This is a genomic window from Streptomyces akebiae (genome assembly GCF_019599145.1).
Taxonomy (GTDB): domain Bacteria; phylum Actinomycetota; class Actinomycetes; order Streptomycetales; family Streptomycetaceae; genus Streptomyces; species Streptomyces akebiae.
This window is the reverse complement of record NZ_CP080647.1, coordinates 2,468,166-2,489,453: the sequence shown is the minus strand read 5'-3', so window position 1 is coordinate 2,489,453 and position 21,288 is coordinate 2,468,166. Positions and strand designations below refer to the sequence as shown.

At 71.3% G+C, this 21,288-nt stretch carries 17 protein-coding genes; 7 read left to right on the top strand and 10 right to left on the bottom strand.

Features of this window, described 5'->3' with window-relative positions:
• Positions 1–155: 155 nt before the first annotated feature.
• From K1J60_RS10825 to K1J60_RS10810, 4 genes are all read right to left on the bottom strand, one after another.
• Entirely contained in the window at positions 156–2,285 is a 2,130-nt protein-coding gene (locus K1J60_RS10825; protein WP_220646029.1) for a 3-hydroxyacyl-CoA dehydrogenase NAD-binding domain-containing protein, read from the bottom strand.
• The gene (locus K1J60_RS10820; RefSeq protein ID WP_045559888.1) at positions 2,282–3,508 is read right to left on the bottom strand and encodes a thiolase family protein; all 1,227 of its coding nucleotides are present in this window, start codon (positions 3,506–3,508) and stop codon (positions 2,282–2,284) included. Before K1J60_RS10820 ends, K1J60_RS10825 begins: the two co-directional genes overlap by 4 nt.
• A 226-nt stretch (positions 3,509–3,734) precedes the next feature.
• Complete coding sequence (locus K1J60_RS10815) at positions 3,735–4,802, bottom strand: LacI family DNA-binding transcriptional regulator (protein ID WP_220646028.1); 1,068 nt, start codon at positions 4,800–4,802, stop codon at positions 3,735–3,737.
• Positions 4,799–7,195 (bottom strand): glycoside hydrolase family 2 protein, encoded by a 2,397-nt coding sequence (locus K1J60_RS10810; RefSeq protein WP_220646027.1) that lies wholly within the window; start codon positions 7,193–7,195, stop codon positions 4,799–4,801. Before K1J60_RS10810 ends, K1J60_RS10815 begins: the two co-directional genes overlap by 4 nt.
• Positions 7,196–7,356: 161 nt before the next feature.
• Between K1J60_RS10810 and K1J60_RS10805 the strand changes: the two genes are divergently transcribed.
• The 3 genes from K1J60_RS10805 to K1J60_RS10795 are packed head-to-tail and all read left to right on the top strand — an operon-like array spanning position 7,357 to position 10,498.
• Positions 7,357–8,673, top strand: a complete 1,317-nt coding sequence (locus K1J60_RS10805; RefSeq protein WP_220646026.1) for an ABC transporter substrate-binding protein — start codon at positions 7,357–7,359, stop codon at positions 8,671–8,673.
• The gene (locus tag K1J60_RS10800) at positions 8,673–9,644 is read left to right on the top strand and encodes a carbohydrate ABC transporter permease (RefSeq protein WP_220646025.1); all 972 of its coding nucleotides are present in this window, start codon (positions 8,673–8,675) and stop codon (positions 9,642–9,644) included. The genes K1J60_RS10805 and K1J60_RS10800 overlap by 1 nt, the downstream gene beginning before the upstream one ends.
• Complete coding sequence (locus K1J60_RS10795) at positions 9,641–10,498, top strand: carbohydrate ABC transporter permease (RefSeq protein ID WP_259407667.1); 858 nt, start codon at positions 9,641–9,643, stop codon at positions 10,496–10,498. The genes K1J60_RS10800 and K1J60_RS10795 overlap by 4 nt, the downstream gene beginning before the upstream one ends.
• A gap of 108 nt (positions 10,499–10,606) precedes the next feature.
• Here the strand turns inward: K1J60_RS10795 and K1J60_RS10790 are convergent, their stop codons facing one another.
• From K1J60_RS10790 to K1J60_RS10780, 3 genes are all read right to left on the bottom strand, one after another.
• A complete protein-coding gene (locus tag K1J60_RS10790; protein ID WP_220646024.1) occupies positions 10,607–11,908 on the bottom strand; it encodes an HRDC domain-containing protein in 1,302 nt (433 codons plus the stop codon).
• Between the two features lie 176 nt (positions 11,909–12,084).
• A complete protein-coding gene (locus K1J60_RS10785) occupies positions 12,085–12,744 on the bottom strand; it encodes a helix-turn-helix transcriptional regulator (RefSeq protein WP_033529424.1) in 660 nt (219 codons plus the stop codon).
• Between the two features lie 319 nt (positions 12,745–13,063).
• Complete coding sequence (locus tag K1J60_RS10780) at positions 13,064–13,735, bottom strand: DUF3000 domain-containing protein (RefSeq protein WP_220646023.1); 672 nt, start codon at positions 13,733–13,735, stop codon at positions 13,064–13,066.
• Positions 13,736–13,921: 186 nt separating this feature from the next.
• Between K1J60_RS10780 and hemE the strand changes: the two genes are divergently transcribed.
• Positions 13,922–15,001, top strand: a complete 1,080-nt coding sequence (gene hemE / locus K1J60_RS10775; RefSeq protein ID WP_220646022.1) for a uroporphyrinogen decarboxylase — start codon at positions 13,922–13,924, stop codon at positions 14,999–15,001.
• Between the two features lie 10 nt (positions 15,002–15,011).
• On the opposite strand, the gene K1J60_RS10770 is transcribed toward hemE, so the two are convergent.
• A complete protein-coding gene (locus tag K1J60_RS10770) occupies positions 15,012–15,821 on the bottom strand; it encodes a rhomboid family intramembrane serine protease (protein WP_220646021.1) in 810 nt (269 codons plus the stop codon).
• A 122-nt stretch (positions 15,822–15,943) separates the two neighbouring features.
• Between K1J60_RS10770 and K1J60_RS10765 the strand changes: the two genes are divergently transcribed.
• Entirely contained in the window at positions 15,944–16,294 is a 351-nt protein-coding gene (locus K1J60_RS10765; protein ID WP_220646020.1) for a hypothetical protein, read from the top strand.
• A gap of 118 nt (positions 16,295–16,412) precedes the next feature.
• Here K1J60_RS10765 and K1J60_RS10760 read toward each other — a convergent pair whose 3' ends face one another.
• Together K1J60_RS10760 and K1J60_RS10755 are read right to left on the bottom strand one after the other, a co-directional pair.
• On the bottom strand, positions 16,413–17,813 hold the full coding sequence (locus tag K1J60_RS10760; protein ID WP_220646019.1) for an FAD-dependent oxidoreductase: 1,401 nt from the start codon (positions 17,811–17,813) through the stop codon (positions 16,413–16,415).
• Between the two features lie 36 nt (positions 17,814–17,849).
• Positions 17,850–18,848 carry a DUF4349 domain-containing protein gene (locus tag K1J60_RS10755; RefSeq protein WP_220646018.1) on the bottom strand — a complete coding sequence of 333 codons (999 nt, stop codon included), beginning with the start codon at positions 18,846–18,848 and terminating at the stop codon, positions 17,850–17,852.
• 193 nt (positions 18,849–19,041) lie between these two features.
• Here K1J60_RS10755 and hemG point away from each other — a divergent pair, with 193 nt between their 5' ends.
• Both hemG and hemQ read left to right on the top strand, forming a co-directional pair.
• Entirely contained in the window at positions 19,042–20,547 is a 1,506-nt protein-coding gene (gene hemG, locus K1J60_RS10750; RefSeq protein WP_220646017.1) for a protoporphyrinogen oxidase, read from the top strand.
• Positions 20,548–20,552: 5 nt separating this feature from the next.
• Entirely contained in the window at positions 20,553–21,284 is a 732-nt protein-coding gene (hemQ, locus tag K1J60_RS10745; RefSeq protein WP_220646016.1) for a hydrogen peroxide-dependent heme synthase, read from the top strand.
• The last annotated feature ends 4 nt before the right edge of the window (positions 21,285–21,288 follow it).

The following is a 21,288-nucleotide window of genomic DNA, read 5'->3' as shown; positions in this document are numbered from 1 at the left end:
ACGCCTCTGCCGGGGTGCTGGTTCGGCGGGTGCGGGTCGTGGGGAGGGTCGCTCGCGCGGTTCCCCGCGCCCCTCAGGGGCCGCTGAGGGGCGCGGCGGACACATGGGAAGAGGGCCTCCGCCCGCAGGCGGAGGCCCTCACCCGTGTCCGGTGGTTACGCGGGGACCGAAGCCACCCCGTCCTCCAGGAACTTCTTGCCGTTGACCCGCTCGCTGACGCCCTCGCGGTCCAGGTACGGCGTGATGCCGCCCAGGTGGAAGGGCCAGCCGGCGCCGGTGATCAGGCAGAGGTCGATGTCCTGCGCCTCGGCGACGACACCCTCGTCGAGCATGAGCCCGATCTCCTGGGCGACGGCGTCGAGCACACGGGCCCGCACCTGCTCCTCGGACAGGACGGAGTCGCCCTGCTTGAGGAGCGCGGCGACCTCGGGGTCCAGCTCCGGCTTGCCGGAGTCGTAGACGTAGAACCCGCGCTTGCCGGCCTTGACGACCGCGGCGAGGTTCGCGGAGACCGTGAAGCGGTCCGGGAAGGCCCGGTTGAGGGTCTCCGAGACGTGCAGACCGATGGCCGGGCCGACCAGCTCCAGGAGGACCAGCGGCGACATCGGCAGACCCAGCGGCTCGACCGCCTTCTCGGCGACCTCGACCGGCGTGCCCTCGTCGATGACGTTCTGGATCTCGCCCATGAAGCGGGTGAGGATGCGGTTGACGACGAACGCCGGGGCGTCCTTCACCAGCACCGCGGTCTTCTTCAGCTTCTTGGCGACGGCGAAGGCCGTGGCGAGGGAGGCGTCGTCGGTGGCCTCGCCCCGGACGATCTCCAGCAGCGGCAGGATCGCGACCGGGTTGAAGAAGTGGAAGCCGACGACCCGCTCGGGGTTCTTCAGCTTCGACGCCATCTCCGTCACCGACAGCGAGGAGGTGTTGGTGGCGAGGATCGCGTGCGCCGGGGCGACCGCCTCGACCTCCGCGAACACCTGCTGCTTGACGCCGATCTCCTCGAACACGGCCTCGATGATGAAGTCCGCGTCCGCGAAGCCCTCGGCCTTGTCGAGCACACCGGTGACCAGGGCCTTGAGACGGTTGGCCTTGTCCTGGTTGATCCGGCCCTTGAGCAGCAGCTTGTCGATCTCGGCGTGGACGTAGCCCACACCCTTGTCGACGCGCTCCTGGTCGATGTCGGTCAGTACGACCGGCACCTCCAGGCGGCGCAGGAAGAGCAGCGCGAGCTGGGAGGCCATCAGACCGGCGCCGACGACACCGACCTTGGTGACCGGGCGGGCCAGGTTCTTGTCCGGGGCACCGGCGGGGCGCTTGCCGCGCTTCTGCACCAGGTTGAAGGCGTAGATGCCGGCGCGCAGCTCGCCACCCATGATCAGGTCGGCGAGGGCGACGTCCTCGGCGTCGAAGCCCTGCTGGAGGTCGCCGTTCTTCGCGGCGGCGATGATGTCCAGCGCGCGGTACGCGGCCGGGGCCGCCCCGTGCACCTTGGAGTCCGCGATGAACCGGCCCTTGGCGACGGCCTGGTCCCAGGCCTCACCGCGGTCGATCACCGGGCGGTCGATGACGATCTCGCCCTTGAGGACGGACGCCGTCCAGATCAGCGACTGCTCCAGGAAGTCGGCGCCCTCGAACAGGGCGTCGGCGATCCCGAGCTCGTAGACCTGCTTGCCCTTGAGCTGCTTGTTCTGGTTGAGGCTGTTCTCGATGATCACCGAGACGGCCTTGTCGGCACCGATCAGGTTCGGCAGGATCGTGCAGCCGCCCCAGCCCGGGACCAGGCCCAGGAACACCTCGGGGAGCGAGAACGCGGGCAGGGCCGCGGAGACGGTCCGGTAGGAGCAGTGCAGACCGACCTCGACGCCACCGCCCATCGCGGCACCGTTGTAGTACGCGAAGGTCGGGACGGCGAGCGCGGACAGACGCTTGAAGACCTCGTGGCCGCCCTTGCCGATGGCGAGCGCGTGCTCGTGCTCCTTCAGCAGCTCGACGCCCTTGAGGTCGGCGCCGACGGCGAAGATGAACGGCTTGCCGGTGACACCGACACCGACGATCTCGCCGGCCGTGGCCTCCTTCTCCACCTGGTCGATGGCGGTGTTCAGGTTCGCCAGCGACGCCGGGCCGAAGGTGGTCGGCTTGGTGTGGTCGAAGCCGTTGTCCAGTGTGATGAGCGCGAAGCGCCCGGCACCGAACGGCAGGTCGAGGTGGCGTACGTGCGCGGACGTCACGACCTCGTCGGGGAACAGCTCGGCCGCGCCCTTGAGAAGCTCAGCGGTGGTGCTCACTTGTCGCCTCCGGCGTCCTTGTGGTGCGGGTTCTCCCAGATGACGGTGGCGCCCATGCCGAAGCCGACGCACATGGTGGTGAGGCCGTAGCGGACCTCCGGCTGCTCCTCGAACTGGCGGGCGAGCTGCGTCATCAGACGCACACCCGAGGAGGCCAGCGGGTGACCGAAGGCGATGGCGCCGCCGTACTGGTTGACGCGCGCGTCGTCGTCGGCGATGCCGTAGTGCTCCAGGAAGGCGAGCACCTGCACGGCGAAGGCCTCGTTGATCTCGAACAGGCCGATGTCGTCGATCGACAGACCCGCCTGGGCGAGCGCCTTCTCCGTCGCCGGGATCGGGCCGTAGCCCATGACCTCCGGCTCGACACCCGCGAAGGAGTACGAGACGAGGCGCATCTTCACCGGGAGGTTGTTCTCGCGGGCGAAGTCCTCGGACGCGATGAGCGAGGCGGTGGCGCCGTCGTTCAGACCGGCCGCGTTACCGGCGGTGACCCGGCCGTGCACGCGGAACGGCGTCTTGAGGCCTGTCAGGTTCTCGATGGTCGTGCCCGGACGCATCGGCTCGTCGGCGGTGACCAGGCCCCAGCCGGTCTCGCCGGCCTCGGCGTTGGTGCGGCGCACCGAGATCGGTACCAGGTCGGCCTGGATCTTGCCGTTGGCGTACGCCTTGGCGGCCTTCTCCTGGGAGCGCACGGCGTACTCGTCGGCGCGCTGCTTGGTGATCGTCGGGTAGCGGTCGTGCAGGTTCTCGGCGGTCATGCCCATGAACAGGGCGGACTCGTCGACCAGCTTCTCGCTGACGAAGCGCGGGTTCGGGTCGACGCCCTCACCCATCGGGTGGCGGCCCATGTGCTCGACACCACCGGCGATGGCGACGTCGTACGCGCCGAAGGCGACGGAACCGGCGACCGAGGTGACGGCGGTCAGGGCGCCGGCGCACATCCGGTCGATGGAGTAACCGGGCACCGACTGCGGCAGACCGGCGAGGATGCCCGCCGTGCGGCCGATGGTGAGGCCCTGGTCACCGATCTGCGTGGTCGCGGCGATGGCGACCTCGTCGATCTTCGCGGGCTCCAGACCGGGGTTGCGGCGCAGCAGCTCCCGGATCGCCTTCACGACGAGGTCGTCGGCGCGGGTCTCGTGGTAGATGCCCTTCGGGCCCGCCTTGCCGAACGGGGTGCGGACGCCGTCGACGAAGACGACTTCCTTGACGGTACGAGGCACGATGGCTCTCCTCCAGAGGTGCGGGACGGCACTGCTGCGACGCGCAACCGCTGAGCGCGCGCTCAGGCCCATGCTACTTGCGAGTAACTGTGCTGCCCACCCCTGGGGAGGGGAGCGGCGAACGTCACACGCCTTCTGCATGTTACCGCCGGTTACACAAAGTCGCCCGAAGGGCACGAGGAACCGCGCGACCAGCCCCGACGCACCCCCTGTCCCCGTACGGCGGTCAAGGGGCGGTCGCGGTCGACCCTCGCGGAACCAGCACGGGCGTGGCCGCCGGACGGGAAGCCCCACCTCCGGCGATCACCTCGAACAACGTCCGCGCCACATCCGCCCCGAACCCGTGCACGTCATGACTCATCGCGGACAGGGTCGGCCGCGTCAGCCGGCACAACTGGGAGTCGTCCCAGGCCAGCAGGGACACCTCCTCCGGCACCCGCACGCCCATCTCCGCCGCCACCGACAACCCCGCCACCGCCATGATGTCGTTGTCGTAGACGATCGCCGTGGGCCGGTCGTCCCCCGCCCCGGTCAGCAGCGACCGCGTCGCCCGCGCCCCCGCCTCCCCCGAGAAATCGGTCGCCACCTGCCAGGCCCCGGCCAGCCGCAGCTCCCGCGCCGCCTGATCGAACGCCGCCGTACGAATGGCCGTGTGCCCCAGCGCGGCCGCGCCCCCCACCCGGGCGATCCGCCGATGCCCCAGCGCCGCCAGATACCGCACCGCCTCCGTCACGGCGGTCGCGTCGTCCGTCCACACCGACGTGAGCCCGCCGGTCAGCGACGGATGCCCGACGGCCACCACCGGCACCCCCAGCCGTCCCACCGCGGCCACTCTCGGATCGTCCGCGCGGAAGTCGACGAGGATCGACCCACTGACCTGCCGCCCCCGCCACCACGCGTCCTGGAGCCCCACCTCCTCCTCCAGATTCCGCACCAGCCGCAGCAGCAGGGAGCAGGACCGCTCGGTCAGCACGCTCTCCACGCCGGAGATGAACTCCATGTAGAACGGTTCGAGCCCGAGCTGCTTGGCGGGCCGGCAGATCGCCAGCCCCACCACGTCGACCCGCTGGCTCGACAACGACCGCGCCGCCAGGTTCGGCGCCCACCCGAGCTCCCGTGCCGCCGCGAAGATCCGGTCCCGCGTGGCGTCGGACAGCCCCGGCTTCCGGTTGAAGGCGAGCGACACCGCGCCCTTGGACACCCCGGCGAGCGCGGCGACGTCCTTGATGGTCACGCGCGGGGCCGGGGGCGGACCCGACGGTTGGGGCGGTGGCGGAGTCGGTGAGGTGCTCATCGGGCGGGCTCCACGCAGTACAGGGCCCGTCGCACGTCCGCCACGTCGGGCACGGCCTCCAGCCCGCGCACCCCGATGGTCACCCGCTCCCCCGGCAACAGGGTAACCAGCCCGGTGTCGGCACGCGCCGCCGGCCCCAGCCGGTCCGCCTGGAGCAGCAGGTCGCGCAGCAGCGTCCTGGCCGTCACGGTCACCGCGCCGGGACCGACCTCTACATCGAACTCCGGCCTCGGATAAGGCACTTCACGATCCGGCAGCGGGAAGTGCACCGCCCGCAGCGGCCCCTGACCGTCCCGCCCGTCCGCCACCAGGAACTCCTTCGCCCCCACGGGCTCCACCTCTTGCGGCACCCGTACCTCGGCCACCGTACGCGCGGCGGCGGACACCTCCACCGCCACCTCGGCGACGACGGCCCCCTCCACGGACATCCGCCGCAACCGCAGCCCACCCGGGACCCATCGGTCGCCCGCCTGGTTCACGACGGCCAACACCAGCCCTTCCCCGCGCACGTGAAGCGTCAGCAGCCGGTCCGCGTACAGCCGGCGCAGCTCGTGGTACAGCGGCTTCTCCCGCCCGTCCCCGTCGACCGCCGCCCACGAGGTCACCGGCCAGCAGTCGTTGAGCTGCCACACGACCGTGCCCGCGCACACCGGCCAGTGGGACCGCCAGTGCTCGATCCCGGCCGCGATCGCGCGCGCCTGGTTGACCTGCGTCAGATAGTGCCAGCGGTCGAAGTCCCCCTCCGGCACCACGAAATGACGCGCGAGCCCCCGCTCCAGCTTGCCGTTCCCGTCCTCGGCCTTCTGGTGGTGCAGCATGCCGGGGGAGTCGGACGCGAGCTCCTCACCGGGCAGCGCCCGCCGCAGGGTCGCGTACGCGGGCGGCGCCTGCCACCCGAACTCGGCGACGAACCGCGGCACGCTCGCCCGGTACTCGGCGTAGTCCCGCCGGTTCCACACCTCCCAGGAGTGGTGCGTGCCGTGCGCGGGGTCGTTCGGATGCCGGTCCCACGAACCCGACCACGGACTGCCCGCCGTGTAGGGCCGGGTCGGGTCCAGCTCCGCGACCACGCGCGGCAGCAGCCCCAGGTAGTACCCCTCGCCCCACGACTCCCCGGCGAGCCGCTCCTCCCAGCCCCAGTCCCTGAACCCCCACAGGTTCTCGTTGTTGCCGTTCCACAGCACCAGCGACGGGTGCGGCATCAGCCGTACGACGTTCTCCCGCGCCTCGGCCTCCACCTCGCCCCGCAGCGGCTGCTCCTCCGGGTAGGCCGCGCACGCGAACGGGAAGTCCTGCCAGACCAGCAGCCCCGACTCGTCGCAGACGTCGTAGAAGTCCTCGCTCTCGTAGATCCCGCCGCCCCAGATCCGTACGAGATCGACACCGGCCCCGGCCGCCTGCCGCAGCCGCTCCCGGTACCGCTCGCGCGTGACGCGGGAGGGGAACACGTCGTCCGGGATCCAGTTCACCCCGCGCGCGAACAGCCGCTCCCCGTTGACGACGAGCGTGAACCCGGTCCCGTGCTCATCGGCGCCCCGGTCCAGTTCCACGGTCCGGAACCCGACCCGCCGCCGCCACACATCGAGCGCGTCACCTTCGCCGTGCAGGGTCAACTCCACCTCGTACAGCGGCTGTTCACCGTAACCTCGGGGCCACCACAGCTCCACGCCCGGCACCTCCAGCCGTACGACGCCGCTCGTCCCCTCGACCTCCGCGGCCGCGGTGACCCCTCCCACCCGGGCCTCCAGGCGCAGCCCCGCCTCCACGGCCGCCCGCTCCACGTCGACGAGCAGCTCCACCCGCCCCGTCGTGCCGTCGACGGTCACCAGCGGCCGTACGCGGGCGATCCGTGCCGTGGACCACCTCTCCAGCCGGACGGGCCGCCAGATGCCGGCCGTCACGAGGGTCGGCCCCCAGTCCCAGCCGAAGGAGCAGGCCATCTTCCGGATGAACTGGAACGGCTGCGGATAGGCGCCTGGCCGGTCGCCGAGCCGCTCGCGCACCGCCTCGGCCTCGGCGTACGCGGAGGCGAAGCGCACCGAGAGCAGACCGCTCATGCCGGTGATGTCGAAGCGGTAGGAGCGGTGCATGTTCCGTACCGAGCCGAGGAGCCGCCCGTCGAGCCGGATCTCGGCGGCGGTGTCGAGCCCGTCGAAGACCAGATCGGTCTGGTCGTGGCCGCCGGCCGCGCCGCCCCCGGGCAACTCGATCTCGTACGTCCACTCCCGGCGGCCCACCCACGCCACCTCGTCCTCGGCGCGTCCGAGGAAGGGATCCGGGATCAGTCCCGCGGCCAGCAGATCGGTGTGCACGCACCCGGGCACCACGGCGGCGAGCGGTCCCTGCTCGTGCCGGAGGATCCAGCCCTCGGTGAGCGGTGTGGCGTCCAGCATGCGCACTCCCTAAACCGGTCGAGTCAGATGCCTCGACACGATCGCGAAATCTTTCGGCAGCCTTGGCGAAATAGGGACTTTACCGGTTCAGTGACAGGCTGCCAGAGTGCCGAACCAGCCATCCCACCCGTGCTCGTCCGTCCCGAACGGAGCTGGTGCACATGAACCACCGGAAGACGCTCACCGGAACACTGCTGGCGGCCGCGCTTCTCGCGTCGGGCTGCACCGGCGGCGGCGGAAGCTCGAAGGGCGCCGACGCCGAGGCGGCCGACGACCCGGCACAGGTGTCCGGATCCATCACGGTCCTCACCCACCGGACGGACATCGTGCAGGACGGCACGATGAAGAAGTACGCCGACGACTTCAACAAGACCTATCCGAAGGTGAAGGTGAAGTTCGACGCGATCACCGACTACGAGGCCGAAGTCAAGATCCGGATGAACACGGACAACTACGGCGACGTGCTCATGATCCCGGCCGTCATCAAGAAGAACGACTACCCCAAGTTCTTCGCTTCGCTCGGCACCCAGAAGGAGCTGAGCGAGAAGTACCGCTTCACCGACTTCACCGCCGTCGACGGCAAGGTCTACGGCCAGAGTCCGATGGGCGCGGCCCCCGGCTTCCTCTACAACAAGCGGATCTGGGCCGAGGCCGGCGTCACCGACTGGCCCACCACCCCGGCGGAGTTCCTCACCGCGCTCAAGGCCATCAAGTCCAAGACCGACGCCGTCCCGTACTACACCAACTTCGCGGCCCAGTGGCCGCTCAGCCAGTGGACCGCCGTGAACGGCTCGGTGAGCTGCGACACCGAGGCCACCACCCGCCTCGCGGAGGGCAACCCCTGGGGCGAGGACGGCGAACTGCGCGTCGCCGACCAGCTGTTGTACGACATCGTGCACCAGGGCCTGATCGAGAAGGACCCGACGACCACCAACTGGGAGAACTCCAAGCCCCAGTTGGCCAAGGGCGAGATCGCGACGGCCTGGCTCGGCAGCTGGGCGGTCATCCAGTTCCGGCAGGCCGCCGAGAAGGCCGGGGCCGACCCCGACGACATAGGGTTCATGCCCTTCCCCGCCCGGGTCGACGGCAAGGCCTGCGCGACCGTCAACCCCGACTACAACCAGGCCGTCAGCATCCACTCCCAGCACAAGGAGGCGGCCCGCGCCTGGATCGACTGGTTCACCGACAAGTCGGGCTACGCGCAGGACAACCTCTCGATCTCCACGCTCAAGGACGCACCCTTGCCCGAGGTCCTGAAGCCGTACGAGGAGCAGGGCGTCGAACTCATCGAACTCGACGACGCCAAGGGCGGGACGGTCAAGGAGATCGACAACGCCTCGGAGGTCGGCATCAACGCGCCGGCCTACCGCCAGGAACTGGTCGACATCGCCCGGGGCGCCAAGGACGGCGACGTCGACGACTTCCTCGACGACCTCGGCAGGCGCTGGACCGAGGCAGCGAAGACCGTGGGGTCCTGATGCCCCAGGCGCGTACGACACCCCCCTCGCACGCGACGGAGAAGGCGGCGCGGCCCCGGGCGGCCGCGCCCCGGCCCCCCACGCCCCGGCGCGCCCCTCGCGGGGTGCGCCTGTGGCGCGGCCTCACCCCCTGGCTCTTCCTGGCCGTCCCGCTGGCCCTGCTGATCACCTTCACCTACGTGCCGGTCGCCAACATGCTGGCGTACAGCTTCACCGACTGGGACGGCGTCAGCCCCGAGCTGAACTACACCGGCACCGACAACTACGTCGAGATCTTCACCCGGCCCGAACTGTTCCGGGTCTTCTTCGTCAGCGCCTACTACCTGGCCGCGTCCGCCGTGCAGATCGTGGCAGCCCTCTACTTCGCGACGGTCCTCAGCTTCAACCTCCGCTTCCGGAACGTCTTCAAGGGCATCCTCTTCTTCCCCTACCTGATCAACGGTGTCGCGATCGGCTTCGTCTTCCTCTACTTCTTCCAGGACGGCGGCACCCTCGACTCGGTCCTCGCCCTGTTCGGACACGAGTCGGACCGCGCCTGGCTCGGCACGGAGACCTCCGCGAACGTCTCTCTCGCCGGCGTCTCGGTGTGGCGCTACATGGGCCTGAACTTCGTGCTCTTCCTCGGCGCGATCCAGTCGATCCCGGGGGAGCTGTACGAGGCCGCCGAACTCGACGGCGCGAACCGCTGGCACCAGTTCCGGTACATCATCGCGCCCGGCATCCGACCGGTGCTGAGCCTGAGCGTGATCCTCTCGATCTCCGGCTCGCTCTCGGTCTTCGAGATCCCGTACATCATGACGGGCGGCGCCACCGGCACCGAGACCTTCGTGATCCAGACCGTCAAGCTCGCCTTCCAGTTCAACAAGACGGGCCTCGCGTCCGCCGCCGCGGTCGTCCTGCTGCTGATCATCCTGGCGGTGACGTGGCTGCAACGCCGGCTGGTCCCCGACGACAGGGTGGACCTCGTATGACGACGCTGACGACCCCAACCCCGGTGACCCGCGGGCGAGTCGCCCGCACGCTCACCTATCTGTCCCTGGTCGGCGCGTCGGTCGTGGTCCTGCTGCCCCTGCTCGTGGTGCTGCTGACCTCGCTCAAGACCGAACGGGAGATGGCGGACGACAGCGGCGCCCTCACCCTGCCGGACGACTTCCTGAACCTGGAGAACTACGCCACGGCCTTCCGCGACGGCGAGATGCTCGCCGCCTTCGGCAACACGGCCTTCATCCTTCTCTTCGCCATCACCGGAACGGTCCTCATCGGCTCGATGGCGGCCTACGCGATCGACCGCTTCACCTTCCGCTTCCGGAAACCGGTCCTCGCCCTGTTCCTCGTCGCGACCCTCGTCCCCGGCGTCACCACGCAGGTCGCGACCTTCCAGATCGTCGACAGCTTCGGCATGTTCGACACCCTCTGGGCGCCGATCGCCCTCTACATGGGCACCGACATCGTCTCGATCTACATCTTCCTGCAGTTCGTGCGGTCGATCCCGGTCTCCCTCGACGAGGCCGCCCGCCTGGACGGTGCCAACGCCTTCACCATCTACCGGAAGATCATCTTCCCGCTGCTCAAACCGGCGATCGCCACCGTCGTCATCGTCAAGGGGATCACGGTCTACAACGACTTCTACATCCCCTTCCTCTACCTGCCCTCCGACGACCGCGGTGTCATCTCCACGTCCCTCTTCCGTTTCAAGGGCCCCTTCGGAGCCCACTGGGAGACGATCTCGGCAGGAGCGGTCCTGGTGATCCTGCCGACCCTGATCGCCTTCCTGCTGCTCCAGAGGTTCATCTACAACGGCTTCATGAGGGGGGCGACGAAGTAGGTATCACGGCTGGCCGACGGGGGCGGCAGGCTCTTGTGGGGCGCGGGGAACCGCGCGAGCAACCACACGCGACCCGCACCCGCCCACACACAGAGGCCCCTGCGGCGCCTATGCCTTCTTCACCTTCGCCGCGGCGGACAGCGCCCCCACCAGAACCGGTGTGACCAGCTCCACCTGCCAGGCCCGCGCCCCGTACCCGGCCAGCGCAGCGGAGATCGACTCGGCGTCGGCCGTGACCGGCGGCTCCCAGCACAACCGCCGAACGGTGTCCGGAGTGATCAGATTCTCCTGCGGCATGGTGAGCTGCTCCGCCAGCGCGGACACCCCGGCCCGCGCCGCGGACAGCCGCGCCGCCGCCGCCGGATCCTTGTCGGCCCACGCCTTCGGCGGCGGCGGGCCCGTCACCGGCTGCCCGTGCGCCGGCAGCGCGGAGTCCGGCAGGGCCCTGGCCCGGTCCACCGCGGCCTGCCACTGCTCCAGCTGCCGCCGTCCCATCCGATGCCCGAACCCGGTCAGCGCGGCCAGCGCGTGCGCGTTGACCGGCAGGGCCAGGGCCGCCTCCACGATCGCCGCGTCGCTCAGCACCTTCCCCGGCGACACGTCCCGCCGCCGGGCGATGCGGTCCCGCGCCTCCCACATCTCGCGCACGACCGCCATCTGCCGGCGCCGCCGCACCTTGTGCATCCCGGACGTCCGCCGCCACGGGTCCTTGCGCGGTTCGGCGGGCGGCGCGGACGCGATCGCGTCGAACTCCTGCCGCGCCCACTCCAGCTTCCCCTGCCGCTCCAGCTCCTTCTCCAGGGCGTCCCGCAGGTCCACGAGGAGCTCCACGTCGAGCGCGGCGTAGCGCAGCCACGGCTCGGGCAGCGGGCGGGTGGACCAGTCGACCGCGGAGTGGCCCTTCTCCAGGACGTAGCCGAGCACGCCCTCGACCATCGCGCCGAGGCCGACCCGGGGGAACCCGGCGAGCCGCCCGGCCAGCTCGGTGTCGAAGATCCGCGTCGGCACCATGTCTATCTCGCGCAGACAGGGCAGGTCCTGGGTGGCCGCGTGCAGCACCCACTCCACGCCGGAGAGCGCCTCGCCGAGGCCGGAGAGGTCCGGGCAGGCGACGGGATCGATGAGCGCGGTGCCCGCGCCCTCACGGCGCAGCTGCACCAGATAGGCCCGCTGACCGTAGCGGTAACCGGACGCGCGTTCGGCGTCCACGGCGACGGGGCCGGAGCCGGCGGCGAAGTCGGCGATCACCGCGGCGAGCGAGGACTCGTCGGCGATCACGGCCGGAATTCCGTCCCTCGGCTCCAGCAGAGGGATCGGCGCCCCCGCTTCAGAGGATCCGCCGTCGTCCGGAGGGGCGCCTCCGGTGGTTCGCAGGGTCCTGTCTGCTGCGGTCTCTTGGGCGTCGGTCACCTGTCAAGGGTATCCGTGTATGGACAAGGCCCGCCGACGGAACGTTCCGCCGACGGGCCTTGCGGGGTCGTAAACCAGTCACGTGTCACACGTGTCAGTGAATGTTTCCGGCGAACCGGGAGAGCCCGGACGTGCCGGGATAATCCCGGCCTCTTGCCGCTCCAGGGCCCTCCGCGTCAGTGGATGATCCCGGTGCGCAGGGCCACCGCCACCATTCCGGCGCGGTCGCCGGTGCCGAGCTTGCGTGCGATTCGGGCCAAGTGGCTCTTGACCGTGAGCGCGGACAGGCCCATGGAGACGCCGATCGCCTTGTTCGACTGCCCCTCCGCGACCAGGCGCAGCACCTCGACCTCGCGTCCCGAGAGCTCCCGGTAGCCGCCCGGGTGGCTCGGGGCGCCCGGGGGACGGCGGTGCATACGGGCGGCGGAGCCGATGGGGGCGGCACCCGGGCGGGTGGGCAGTCCGATGTTGGTACGGGTGCCGGTGACGACGTATCCCTTCACGCCGCCCGCGAGGGCGTTGCGTACGGCGCCGATGTCGTCGGCGGCGGAGAGGGCGAGGCCGTTGGGCCACCCCGCCGCGCGGGTCTCGGAGAGGAGGGTCAGGCCGGAACCGTCCGGCAGGTGGACGTCTGCGACGCAGATGTCACGGGGGTTGCCGACGCGGGGACGGGCCTCGGCGATGGACGAGGCCTCGATCACGTCGCGGACCCCGAGGGCCCACAGGTGGCGGGTCACGGTGGACCGGACCCGGGGATCCGCCACCACCACCATCGCGGTCGGCTTGTTCGGACGGTAGGCGACCAGGCTTGCGGGCTGCTCGAGGAGAACGGACACCAGGCCTCCTGGGGTGCGGGACGGGGGGCGATTCGCTGGGCTCGTGGGGTCGAAGCCGGGGACGAACCGTGCTTTCAAGGTCACAGAGGTCTTCGGCACCAAACCTCTGCTCCTTTAGAGAATGATCACGATTTGGTGAGTAACAATACGTTCAATTCGGACAAATCTTCGATCATTCGAAGATCGAACGGTGTCGCTTCATGTCGATACGAGGCCGAAAGTGGCCGTATCGACAAAGTGACGGTTTTGATCGGCGTGGTAGCTCGCACACGAAAAAGGACCGTGCTCCGCGGAGCACGGTCCTGGGGACGAGAAGGGTTCAGCGGGACTGCGGCCCCCGCCGCTGCGGCAACGACACCACCGCCGCGTCCCCGGGGTCGACCGCCGGAGGCAGGCCCGCGATCTGGGCGAGCAGGTCGCACCACGACGCGAGATGCGCGGCGGTGTCGGGAACCCCGCCCAGGACCTCGCGCGGTGTCCACGAGGCCCGGATCTCGATCTGCGACGCGGCCGGCCGTGCCGCCAGCCCGCCGTAGTAGTGCGAACTGGCCCGCGTCACCGTCCCGCTCGGCTCCCCGTACGACAGCCCCCGGGACTGCAGCGCCCCGGTCAGCCACGACCAGCACACCTCCGGCAGCAGCGGATCGGCCGCCATCTCGGGTTCCAGCTCGGCCCGGACCAGGGTCACCAGCCGGAACGTGCCCTGCCAGGCGTCGTGTCCCGCCGGGTCGTGCAGCAGCACCAGCCGGCCGTCGGCCAGATCCTCGTCGCCCTCCACGACCGCGGCCTCCAGGGCGTACGCGTACGGGGCGAGCCGCTGCGGCGGCTTGGTCGACTCGATCTCGATCTCCGGCCGCAGCCGTGTGGACCTCAGCGCTTCGACGGCGGAGCGGAACGGCAGCGGTGCCGTCTCCTTCGCATCGCCCTCCCCCTCCTTCGCGTCGTCCATCCCGCCAGCGCCGTCCGACAGTCGTCCCTGAGCCGCAGCCATGCCGGAACATTAAGGGGAACGGGGCCCCGGCGCAGGGCAAGACACCCGTGCGCTGGGTCACGGTCGCATCGCGCTGAGCGAACGCGGGCCCCGCCGACGCGTGCCGGCGCCGACCGCCGAAGCGCGGGCCCCGCTCGGCGACGACCCGGGCCGTCACTGTCAAGCGGGCGTGCGAGACTTTGCCTCGTGAGTGCCAACGCCAGCCCCTCGGGCCACCAGCCGACCGCCACCCGCGACACCGTCAAGAACTCCGCCTTCCTGAAGGCGTGCAGGCGCGAGCCCGTGCCGCACACACCGGTGTGGTTCATGCGGCAGGCCGGGCGCTCGCTCCCCGAGTACCTGAAGGTACGCGAGGGCATCGGGATGCTGGAGTCGTGCATGCGGCCCGAGCTGGTCACGGAGATCACCCTCCAACCGGTCCGTCGGCACCGGGTGGACGCGGCGATCTACTTCAGCGACATCGTCGTCCCGCTCAAGGCCATCGGCATCGACCTCGACATCAAGCCCGGCGTCGGCCCCGTCGTCGAGAAGCCGATCCGCAGCCGCGCCGACCTCGCCCAGCTGCGCGACCTGACCCCCGAGGACGTCTCCTACGTCACCGAGGCCATCGGGCTGCTCACCGCCGAACTCGGCGAGACCCCCCTCATCGGTTTCGCCGGTGCCCCCTTCACCCTCGCCAGCTACCTGGTCGAGGGCGGCCCGTCCCGCACGTACGAGAACGCCAAGGCGATGATGTACGGCGACCCCGAGCTCTGGGCCGACCTGCTCGACCGCCTCGCCGGGATCACCTCCGCGTTCCTGAAGGTCCAGATCGAGGCGGGCGCCTCCGCCGTGCAGCTCTTCGACTCCTGGGCCGGCGCGCTGGCCCCCGCGGACTACCGCCGCTCGGTGCTGCCCGCCTCCGCGAAGGTCTTCCGGGCCGTCGAGTCCTACGGCGTCCCGCGCATCCACTTCGGCGTCGGCACCGGTGAGCTGCTGGGCCTCATGGGCGAGGCCGGGGCGGACGTCGTCGGCGTCGACTGGCGCGTCCCGCTCGACGAGGCCGCCCGCCGCGTCGGCCCCGGCAAGGCGCTCCAGGGCAACCTCGACCCGACCGTCCTGTTCGCCGGCACGGAGGCCGTCGAGGCCAAGACCCGCGAGGTCCTCGACGCCGCCGCCGGTCTTGAGGGCCACGTCTTCAACCTCGGCCACGGCGTCATGCCCAGCACCGACCCGGACTCCCTGACCCGCCTCGTGGAGTACGTCCACACCCGGACCGCCCGGTAGCGCTCCCGGGTCACCAGCCCGGCCGTGCCCGTCTGCCGAACAGCAGGCCGCGCGGCTCGGGCGGGGGCGGGGTGCCCGGGCGCAGGGGCCAGGCGAGGATCATGCCGGCGACGAAGCCGACGAGGTGGGCCGCGTACGCCACCGTGCCGACGTCCGAGACACCTTCGCCCGACGAGTAGACGGCCTGCAGCACGAACCAGGAGCCCAGCACCAGCCAGGCCGGCAGTCTCAGGGGCAGGAAGACCAGGAACGGGACGAGGACCCAGACCCTGGCCTTCGGGTAGAGCACGAGATAGGCGCCGAGGACCCCGGCGATCGCCCCGGACGCGCCGATCAGGGGGTCGCCGGAGTCGGCGTTCAGGAACGCGTAGCCGTACGACGCCGCGTATCCGCAGGCCACGTAGAAGAGAGCGAACCGTACGCGGCCCAGCCGGTCCTCGATGTTGTTGCCGAAGATCAGCAGGAACAGCATGTTGCCCACCAGATGCAGCCAGCCGCCGTGCAGGAACAGCGCGGTGAGGACGGACAGCGCGGGTGACTTGTCGTAGCCCGGCGGGCCCAGCGCGCAGCCGCCCGACGGGGCGAGTTCACCGGTGGGCACCAGCCGCGGCAGCTGATGGCGGATCAACTCCTGGGGTATCGCCGCGTACTGCTCCAGGAACGCCTGTGTATGGCACAGCCGGGCCACTTCGCTGTCACCCGGCACGGAGCCGGCGAGACCCGGCATGAAGACGAAGACGAAGACGTTCGCGGCGATCAGTGCGTATGTCACGTAGGGCGTGCGGCCCACGGGGTTCACGTCATGGACGGGGATGACCACACCGGACTTGTGCCCGGGATACGGGGCCGGAATCAGGCGGGCCGGGGTTCGGTGAACGTGCGGGGTGGGTGGTGCGTATGAGTTCTCAACCGCGGATCTACGTACTACGTGAGGAACAGGCGATGAACGACCGAGTTGCCCCGGCGATGCACGCCACCCCTGATGGTGAGGCCGAGATCTCGCTGGTGGTGCGGCTGCCCTGGGAAGACGTGGCCGCGCTCGGCCAGGAGGCCGGGCGGTTGGCCGCGCGGATGCAGCGGCCGGTGACCCTGGACGAGGCCGTGAGCCATCGGTTGCGGTCGGCTCGGCCGGCGGCGGCCCACGCGAAGCCGACAGCGGCGCCGACGTCCGCGCCGGCCGCGGTGACGTCCGCGGTGACATCCGCCGCGTCGGTGTCCTCGTTGCCGTCGCGGCCGCCGACGGAGCAGGCTCGGCAGGCGATCGACCGGATCACCGGCACGTCGGCGGTGTGACGGGGGAGTGCCGTGGGGGTGCTGTGCGACGCCGGGCGCGGGAGCGTCGTGGCCGGTCGCGCGGTTTCCCCGCGCCCCTGATGGAGCCGGGGCGCGGCCCCGTCGGCAGGCACTCACCTCATGAGGTGCCCGACCTCACCGCCGCCGTCGCCTTTCTCGCCGCCACCAGGACCGGGTCCCAGACGGGGGAGAAGGGCGGGGCGTAGCCGAGGTCGAGCGCGGTCATCTGTTCCACCGTCATGCCCGCGGTGAGGGCCACCGCCGCGATGTCGACGCGCTTGCCCGCGCCCTCCCGGCCGACGATCTGGACGCCGAGGAGGCGGCCGGTGCGGCGTTCGGCGAGCATCTTCACGGTCATGGGGGCGGCGCCGGGGTAGTAGCCCGCGCGGCTCGTGGACTCGATGGTGACGGTGACGTACTGGAGGCCGGCCCGGTCGGCGTCCTTCTCCCGGAGGCCGGTGCGGGCGATCTCCAGGTCGCAGACCTTGCTGACGGCGGTGCCGACGACACCGGGGAACGTGGCGTAGTCGCCGCCGACGTTGGCGCCGATGATCTGGCCGTGCTTGTTGGCGTGGGTGCCGAGCGGGATGTGCCGCTCACGGCCCGAGACCAGGTCGAGCACCTCGACGCAGTCGCCGCCGGCCCAGATGTTCGCGTGGCCCCGCACACGCAGGGCGAGATCGGTGAGCAGGCCGCCGTGATCGCCCACGGGCAGGCCCGCCGCGCGCGCCAGCTCCGTCTCAGGGCGGACGCCGATGCCCAGCACCACCACGTCCGCCGGGTACTCGGCGTCCTCGGTGGCGACCGCGCGGACGCGGCCGTCGTCGGTGCGCAGGGCGGTGACCTCGGCGTCGTCCACCATGGTGATGCCCATGCCCTCCATGGCCTTGTGCACCAGCCGACCCATGTCCGGGTCCAGGGTGGACATCGGTTCCCTGCCGCGGTTGACGACCGTGACCTCGTACCCCCGGTTGATGAGCGCCTCGGCCATCTCCACGCCGATGTATCCCGCGCCGACGACCACCGCGCGACGGCCCTCGGTGGCGGTCAGCGTGTCCAGCAGGGCCTGGCCGTCGTCCAGGGTCTGCACGCCGTGCACCCCGTCCGCGTCGACACCGGGCAGGTCGGGGCGGACGGGGCGGGCGCCGGTCGCGATGACGAGCTTGTCGTACGCGGTCCAGGACTCGGTGCCCGCGTCGAGGTCCCGCGCACGGACGCGGGAGCCCTCGACGTCGATCTCGACGACCTCCGTACGCATGCGGAGGTCGATGTCCCGGGCCCGGTGCTCCTCCGGCGAGCGGGCGATGAGCCGGTCCCGTTCGGGGACGTCGCCGCCCACCCAGTAGGGGATGCCGCACGCCGAGAACGAGGTGAAGTGGCCCCGCTCGAACGCCACGATCTCCAGGGCGTCGGGGCCCTTCAGCCGACGTGCCTGCGACGCGGCGGACATGCCCGCCGCGTCGCCTCCGACGACCACCAGGCGTTCTCTCGAACGTTGTTCAGCGCGGCTCGTGTTCATGGGGACACGCTACGGGGCCCGCATCCCGAGCCCGCGTCACTCCCGCTCCTCCCGCTCCTCCTTCTCCTCCGTGTCCGGCGCGGCGGCCGGCAGCGGAGCGGCCGCTCCCGCTCCCGCCGTCGCCGTCGCGGGCCGGCGGGAGCGGTTGAGGCGGTACCACACGAGCACGACGAGAGCCGCGGCCACCGCGAAGGGGAGGACCGCGGCGAGCGCCAGGCCCAGCCAGCGGAAGACGGCGACGAACGCGCTCCAGCCGCCCGCCAGCGCGTCCATGAAGCCGGGGTCGTCGTTCTCGGGGGTCTTCTTCACCGCGGTCTCGGACAGGGTCAGCGTGATGGTGGCCAGGCTGGTGCGGTCCTTCAGGGACTTCTGCTGGGCCAGCAGCGACTCCAGGTCGGCCTGACGGGTGCTCAACTCGCCCTCCAGGGTGACCACGTCACCGAGCTTGGTCGCCCGGTCCATCAACTCGCGGATCCTGGCCACACTCGCCTTCTGCGTCTTGATGCGGCTCTCCACGTCGACGACCTGGTCCGTGACGTCCTCGGCCTTCGTCTTCCGCTCGATCAGCTTGCCGGTGCCCTCCAGCTCGGTCAGGACCTCGTCGTACTTCTCGGCGGGCACGCGCAGGACGACACGGGTGCGCTCGCGGTCCTTGCCGTCCCGGGTGGTGGACTCGCTGCCGACGAAGCCGCCCACGCCCTCGACGGCGGTGCGGGCGTCGTCCAGGGCCTTCGGCACGTCCTTGACCCGCACGGTCAGGGTGGCGGTGCGGATGATGTGGCTCGGGCTGACGCTCGGCGGCGCGTCGGAGGCCTTGCCCTTGCCGGTGTGGTCGCTGTTGCCGCTCTGCTCGGAGAGGGCGCCCTCCGGTTGGGCCATGCTGTCGTCGGCCCGGCCCCCGTCCGCGGCGCTCTTGGCCGAGCCGGTTGCGTCGTCGCCGGCGCCGCAGCCCGTGACGGCCAGGGCGGCGGCGAGGAACAGGGCGGCCAGGGCCCCTGCGGGCCGCCGGGAACGTCGTACACGTGTTTCGGCCATTGCGGTGTCCCCCCGAGGGTCGAGAACTGCCTGTCTGCCTTGCTGACGGTCCTTTGACGCCGGAGCGGGCCGGAACGTTGGGCGGGGGCGGTCGCGAAGCGGTCACGGTCGGGACTCGGCGGGGCCACGACGGCGCCGCCCGGCGGGCGGGACCGGCGTCATGACTGTCAGTGACGTCTGAGAGGGTGGAACCATGAGCGGATCACCTTCGGACGTCGGGCGCGACGCCGGGCATGTCGTCGTCATCGGGGCCGGTATCGCGGGACTCGCCGCCGCGCACGGGCTGCTGGACCGGGGTGCGAGAGTGACCGTCCTGGAGGCCTCGGAGCGGGTCGGCGGCAAGCTGTTGCCGGGCGAGATCGCGGGTGCCCGCGTCGACCTCGGCGCCGAGTCGATCCTGGCCCGCCGGCCCGAGGCGGTCGCCCTCGCCCGGCAGGTCGGCCTCGCCGACCGGCTCCAGCCGCCCGCCACCGCCACCGCCTCCCTCTGGACCCGGGGCGCCCTGCGCCCCATGCCCAAGGGCCACGTCATGGGTGTCCCCGGCACCGCGTCCGCCCTCGCCGGGGTTCTGTCCGACGAGGGGCTGGCCCGCATCGAGCGCGACGCCGACCTGCCGCGCACCGAGATCGGCGACGACGTGGCAGTGGGGGAGTACGTGGCCGCCCGCCTCGGCCGCGAGGTCGTCGACCGCCTGGTGGAGCCGCTGCTGGGCGGGGTCTACGCGGGCGACGCGTACCGCATCTCGATGCGCTCGGCCGTCCCGCAGCTCTTCGAGGCCGCGCGGACCCACGCCTCCCTCACCGAGGCCGTCCGGGGCATCCAGGAGCGGGCGGCCGCCGCCGGGCAGACCGGGCCGGTCTTCATGGGCATCCAGGGCGGTGTGGGGCGACTGCCGCTCGCGGTCGCCGAGTCGGTGCGGGCACGCGGCGCCGAGATCCTCACCCGCACCCCCGTCACGGAACTGCGCCGTCAGGCGGCGGGCGGCTGGCGCGTCGTCGCCGGAGGCGGTGCGGGCGGCGCGGGGAGCGCCGAGGCCGCCGACGCCCGTGTCCTGCACGCCGACGCCGTCGTCGTGGCCGTCCCCGCCCCGGTCGCCGCCGGCCTGCTGCGGGCCGAGGCGCCCGAGGCCGCCGCCGAGCTGGCCGCTGTCGAGTACGCCTCGATGGCCCTGGTCACCCTCGCCTACCGCCGCGCCGACGTCACCCTCCCCGAGGGCAGCGGCTTCCTGGTGCCGCCGGTCGACGGCCGCACCATCAAGGCGTCCACCTTCGCCTCCCGGAAGTGGGGCTGGATCGCCGACGAGAACCCGGACCTGCTGGTCCTGCGCACCTCGGTCGGCCGGTACGGCGAGACGGCGATCCTGGAGCGCGACGACGCCCACCTGGTGGAGGTGTCGAGAACCGACCTGCACGAGGCCACCGGTCTGTCCGCCGTCCCCCTGGAGACCCGCGTCACCCGCTGGGACGACGGCCTGCCGCAGTACCCGGTCGGCCACCACGCGCGCGTGGCGCGCCTGCGCGAGCACCTCGGCAAGCTGCCGGGCCTCGCGGTCTGCGGCGCGGCGTACGACGGCGTCGGCATCCCGGCGTGCGTCGCGAGCGCCGCTGCCGCGGTCGACCAGATCCACGGTGACCTGCGCGCGGTGCGGCGCCTCACCGCCCACCCGGTGCAGAGCCTCCACGGCGGAGCGGGAGAATGAGACCCATGAGCGACGACGCCCCCACCACCGAGTCCGGCCGGATCCCGAACAAGGGCAAGCTGGCCAAGGACCTCAACGAAGTCATCCGTTACACGCTGTGGTCCGTCTTCAGGCTGAAGGACGTGCTGCCGGAGGACCGCGCCGGTTACGCCGACGAGGTCCAGGAGCTGTTCGACCAGCTCGCCGCCAAGGACGTGACCATCCGCGGTACGTACGACGTGTCGGGCCTGCGCGCCGACGCCGACGTCATGATCTGGTGGCACGCCGAGACCAGCGACCAGCTCCAGGAGGCGTACAACCTCTTCCGCCGCACCCGGCTGGGTCGCGCGCTCGCCCCGGTGTGGTCGAACATGGCGCTGCACCGCCCCGCCGAGTTCAACCGGTCGCACATCCCGGCGTTCCTCGCCGACGAGACGCCCCGCGACTACGTCAGCGTCTACCCCTTCGTGCGCTCCTACGACTGGTACCTGCTGCCCGACGAGGACCGCCGCCGCATGCTCGCCGACCACGGCAAGATGGCCCGCGGCTACCCCGACGTCCGGGCCAACACGGTCGCCTCCTTCTCACTGGGCGACTACGAGTGGATCCTCGCCTTCGAGGCCGACGAGCTGTACCGCATCGTCGACCTCATGCGGCACCTGCGTGCCTCGGAGGCCCGGATGCACGTCCGCGAGGAGGTCCCGTTCTACACGGGCCGCCGCAAGTCGGTGGCGGAGCTGGTGGCGGGCCTCGCCTAGGCCC

What these genes read in the sequence shown, in the direction of transcription:
- K1J60_RS10780 (WP_220646023.1), bottom strand. Translation starts at nt 13,735, where the DNA reads ATGGCTGCGGCTCAGGGACGACTGTCGGACGGCGCTGGCGGGATGGAC.
- K1J60_RS10815 (WP_220646028.1), bottom strand. Translation starts at nt 4,802, where the DNA reads ATGAGCACCTCACCGACTCCGCCACCGCCCCAACCGTCGGGTCCGCCC.
- K1J60_RS10800 (WP_220646025.1), top strand. Translation starts at nt 8,673, where the DNA reads ATGCCCCAGGCGCGTACGACACCCCCCTCGCACGCGACGGAGAAGGCG.
- hemG (WP_220646017.1), top strand. Translation starts at nt 19,042, where the DNA reads ATGAGCGGATCACCTTCGGACGTCGGGCGCGACGCCGGGCATGTCGTC.
- K1J60_RS10765 (WP_220646020.1), top strand. Translation starts at nt 15,944, where the DNA reads ATGAACGACCGAGTTGCCCCGGCGATGCACGCCACCCCTGATGGTGAG.
- K1J60_RS10760 (WP_220646019.1), bottom strand. Translation starts at nt 17,813, where the DNA reads ATGAACACGAGCCGCGCTGAACAACGTTCGAGAGAACGCCTGGTGGTC.
- K1J60_RS10810 (WP_220646027.1), bottom strand. Translation starts at nt 7,195, where the DNA reads ATGCTGGACGCCACACCGCTCACCGAGGGCTGGATCCTCCGGCACGAG.
- K1J60_RS10795 (WP_259407667.1), top strand. Translation starts at nt 9,641, where the DNA reads ATGACGACGCTGACGACCCCAACCCCGGTGACCCGCGGGCGAGTCGCC.
- K1J60_RS10805 (WP_220646026.1), top strand. Translation starts at nt 7,357, where the DNA reads ATGAACCACCGGAAGACGCTCACCGGAACACTGCTGGCGGCCGCGCTT.
- hemQ (WP_220646016.1), top strand. Translation starts at nt 20,553, where the DNA reads ATGAGCGACGACGCCCCCACCACCGAGTCCGGCCGGATCCCGAACAAG.
- K1J60_RS10755 (WP_220646018.1), bottom strand. Translation starts at nt 18,848, where the DNA reads ATGGCCGAAACACGTGTACGACGTTCCCGGCGGCCCGCAGGGGCCCTG.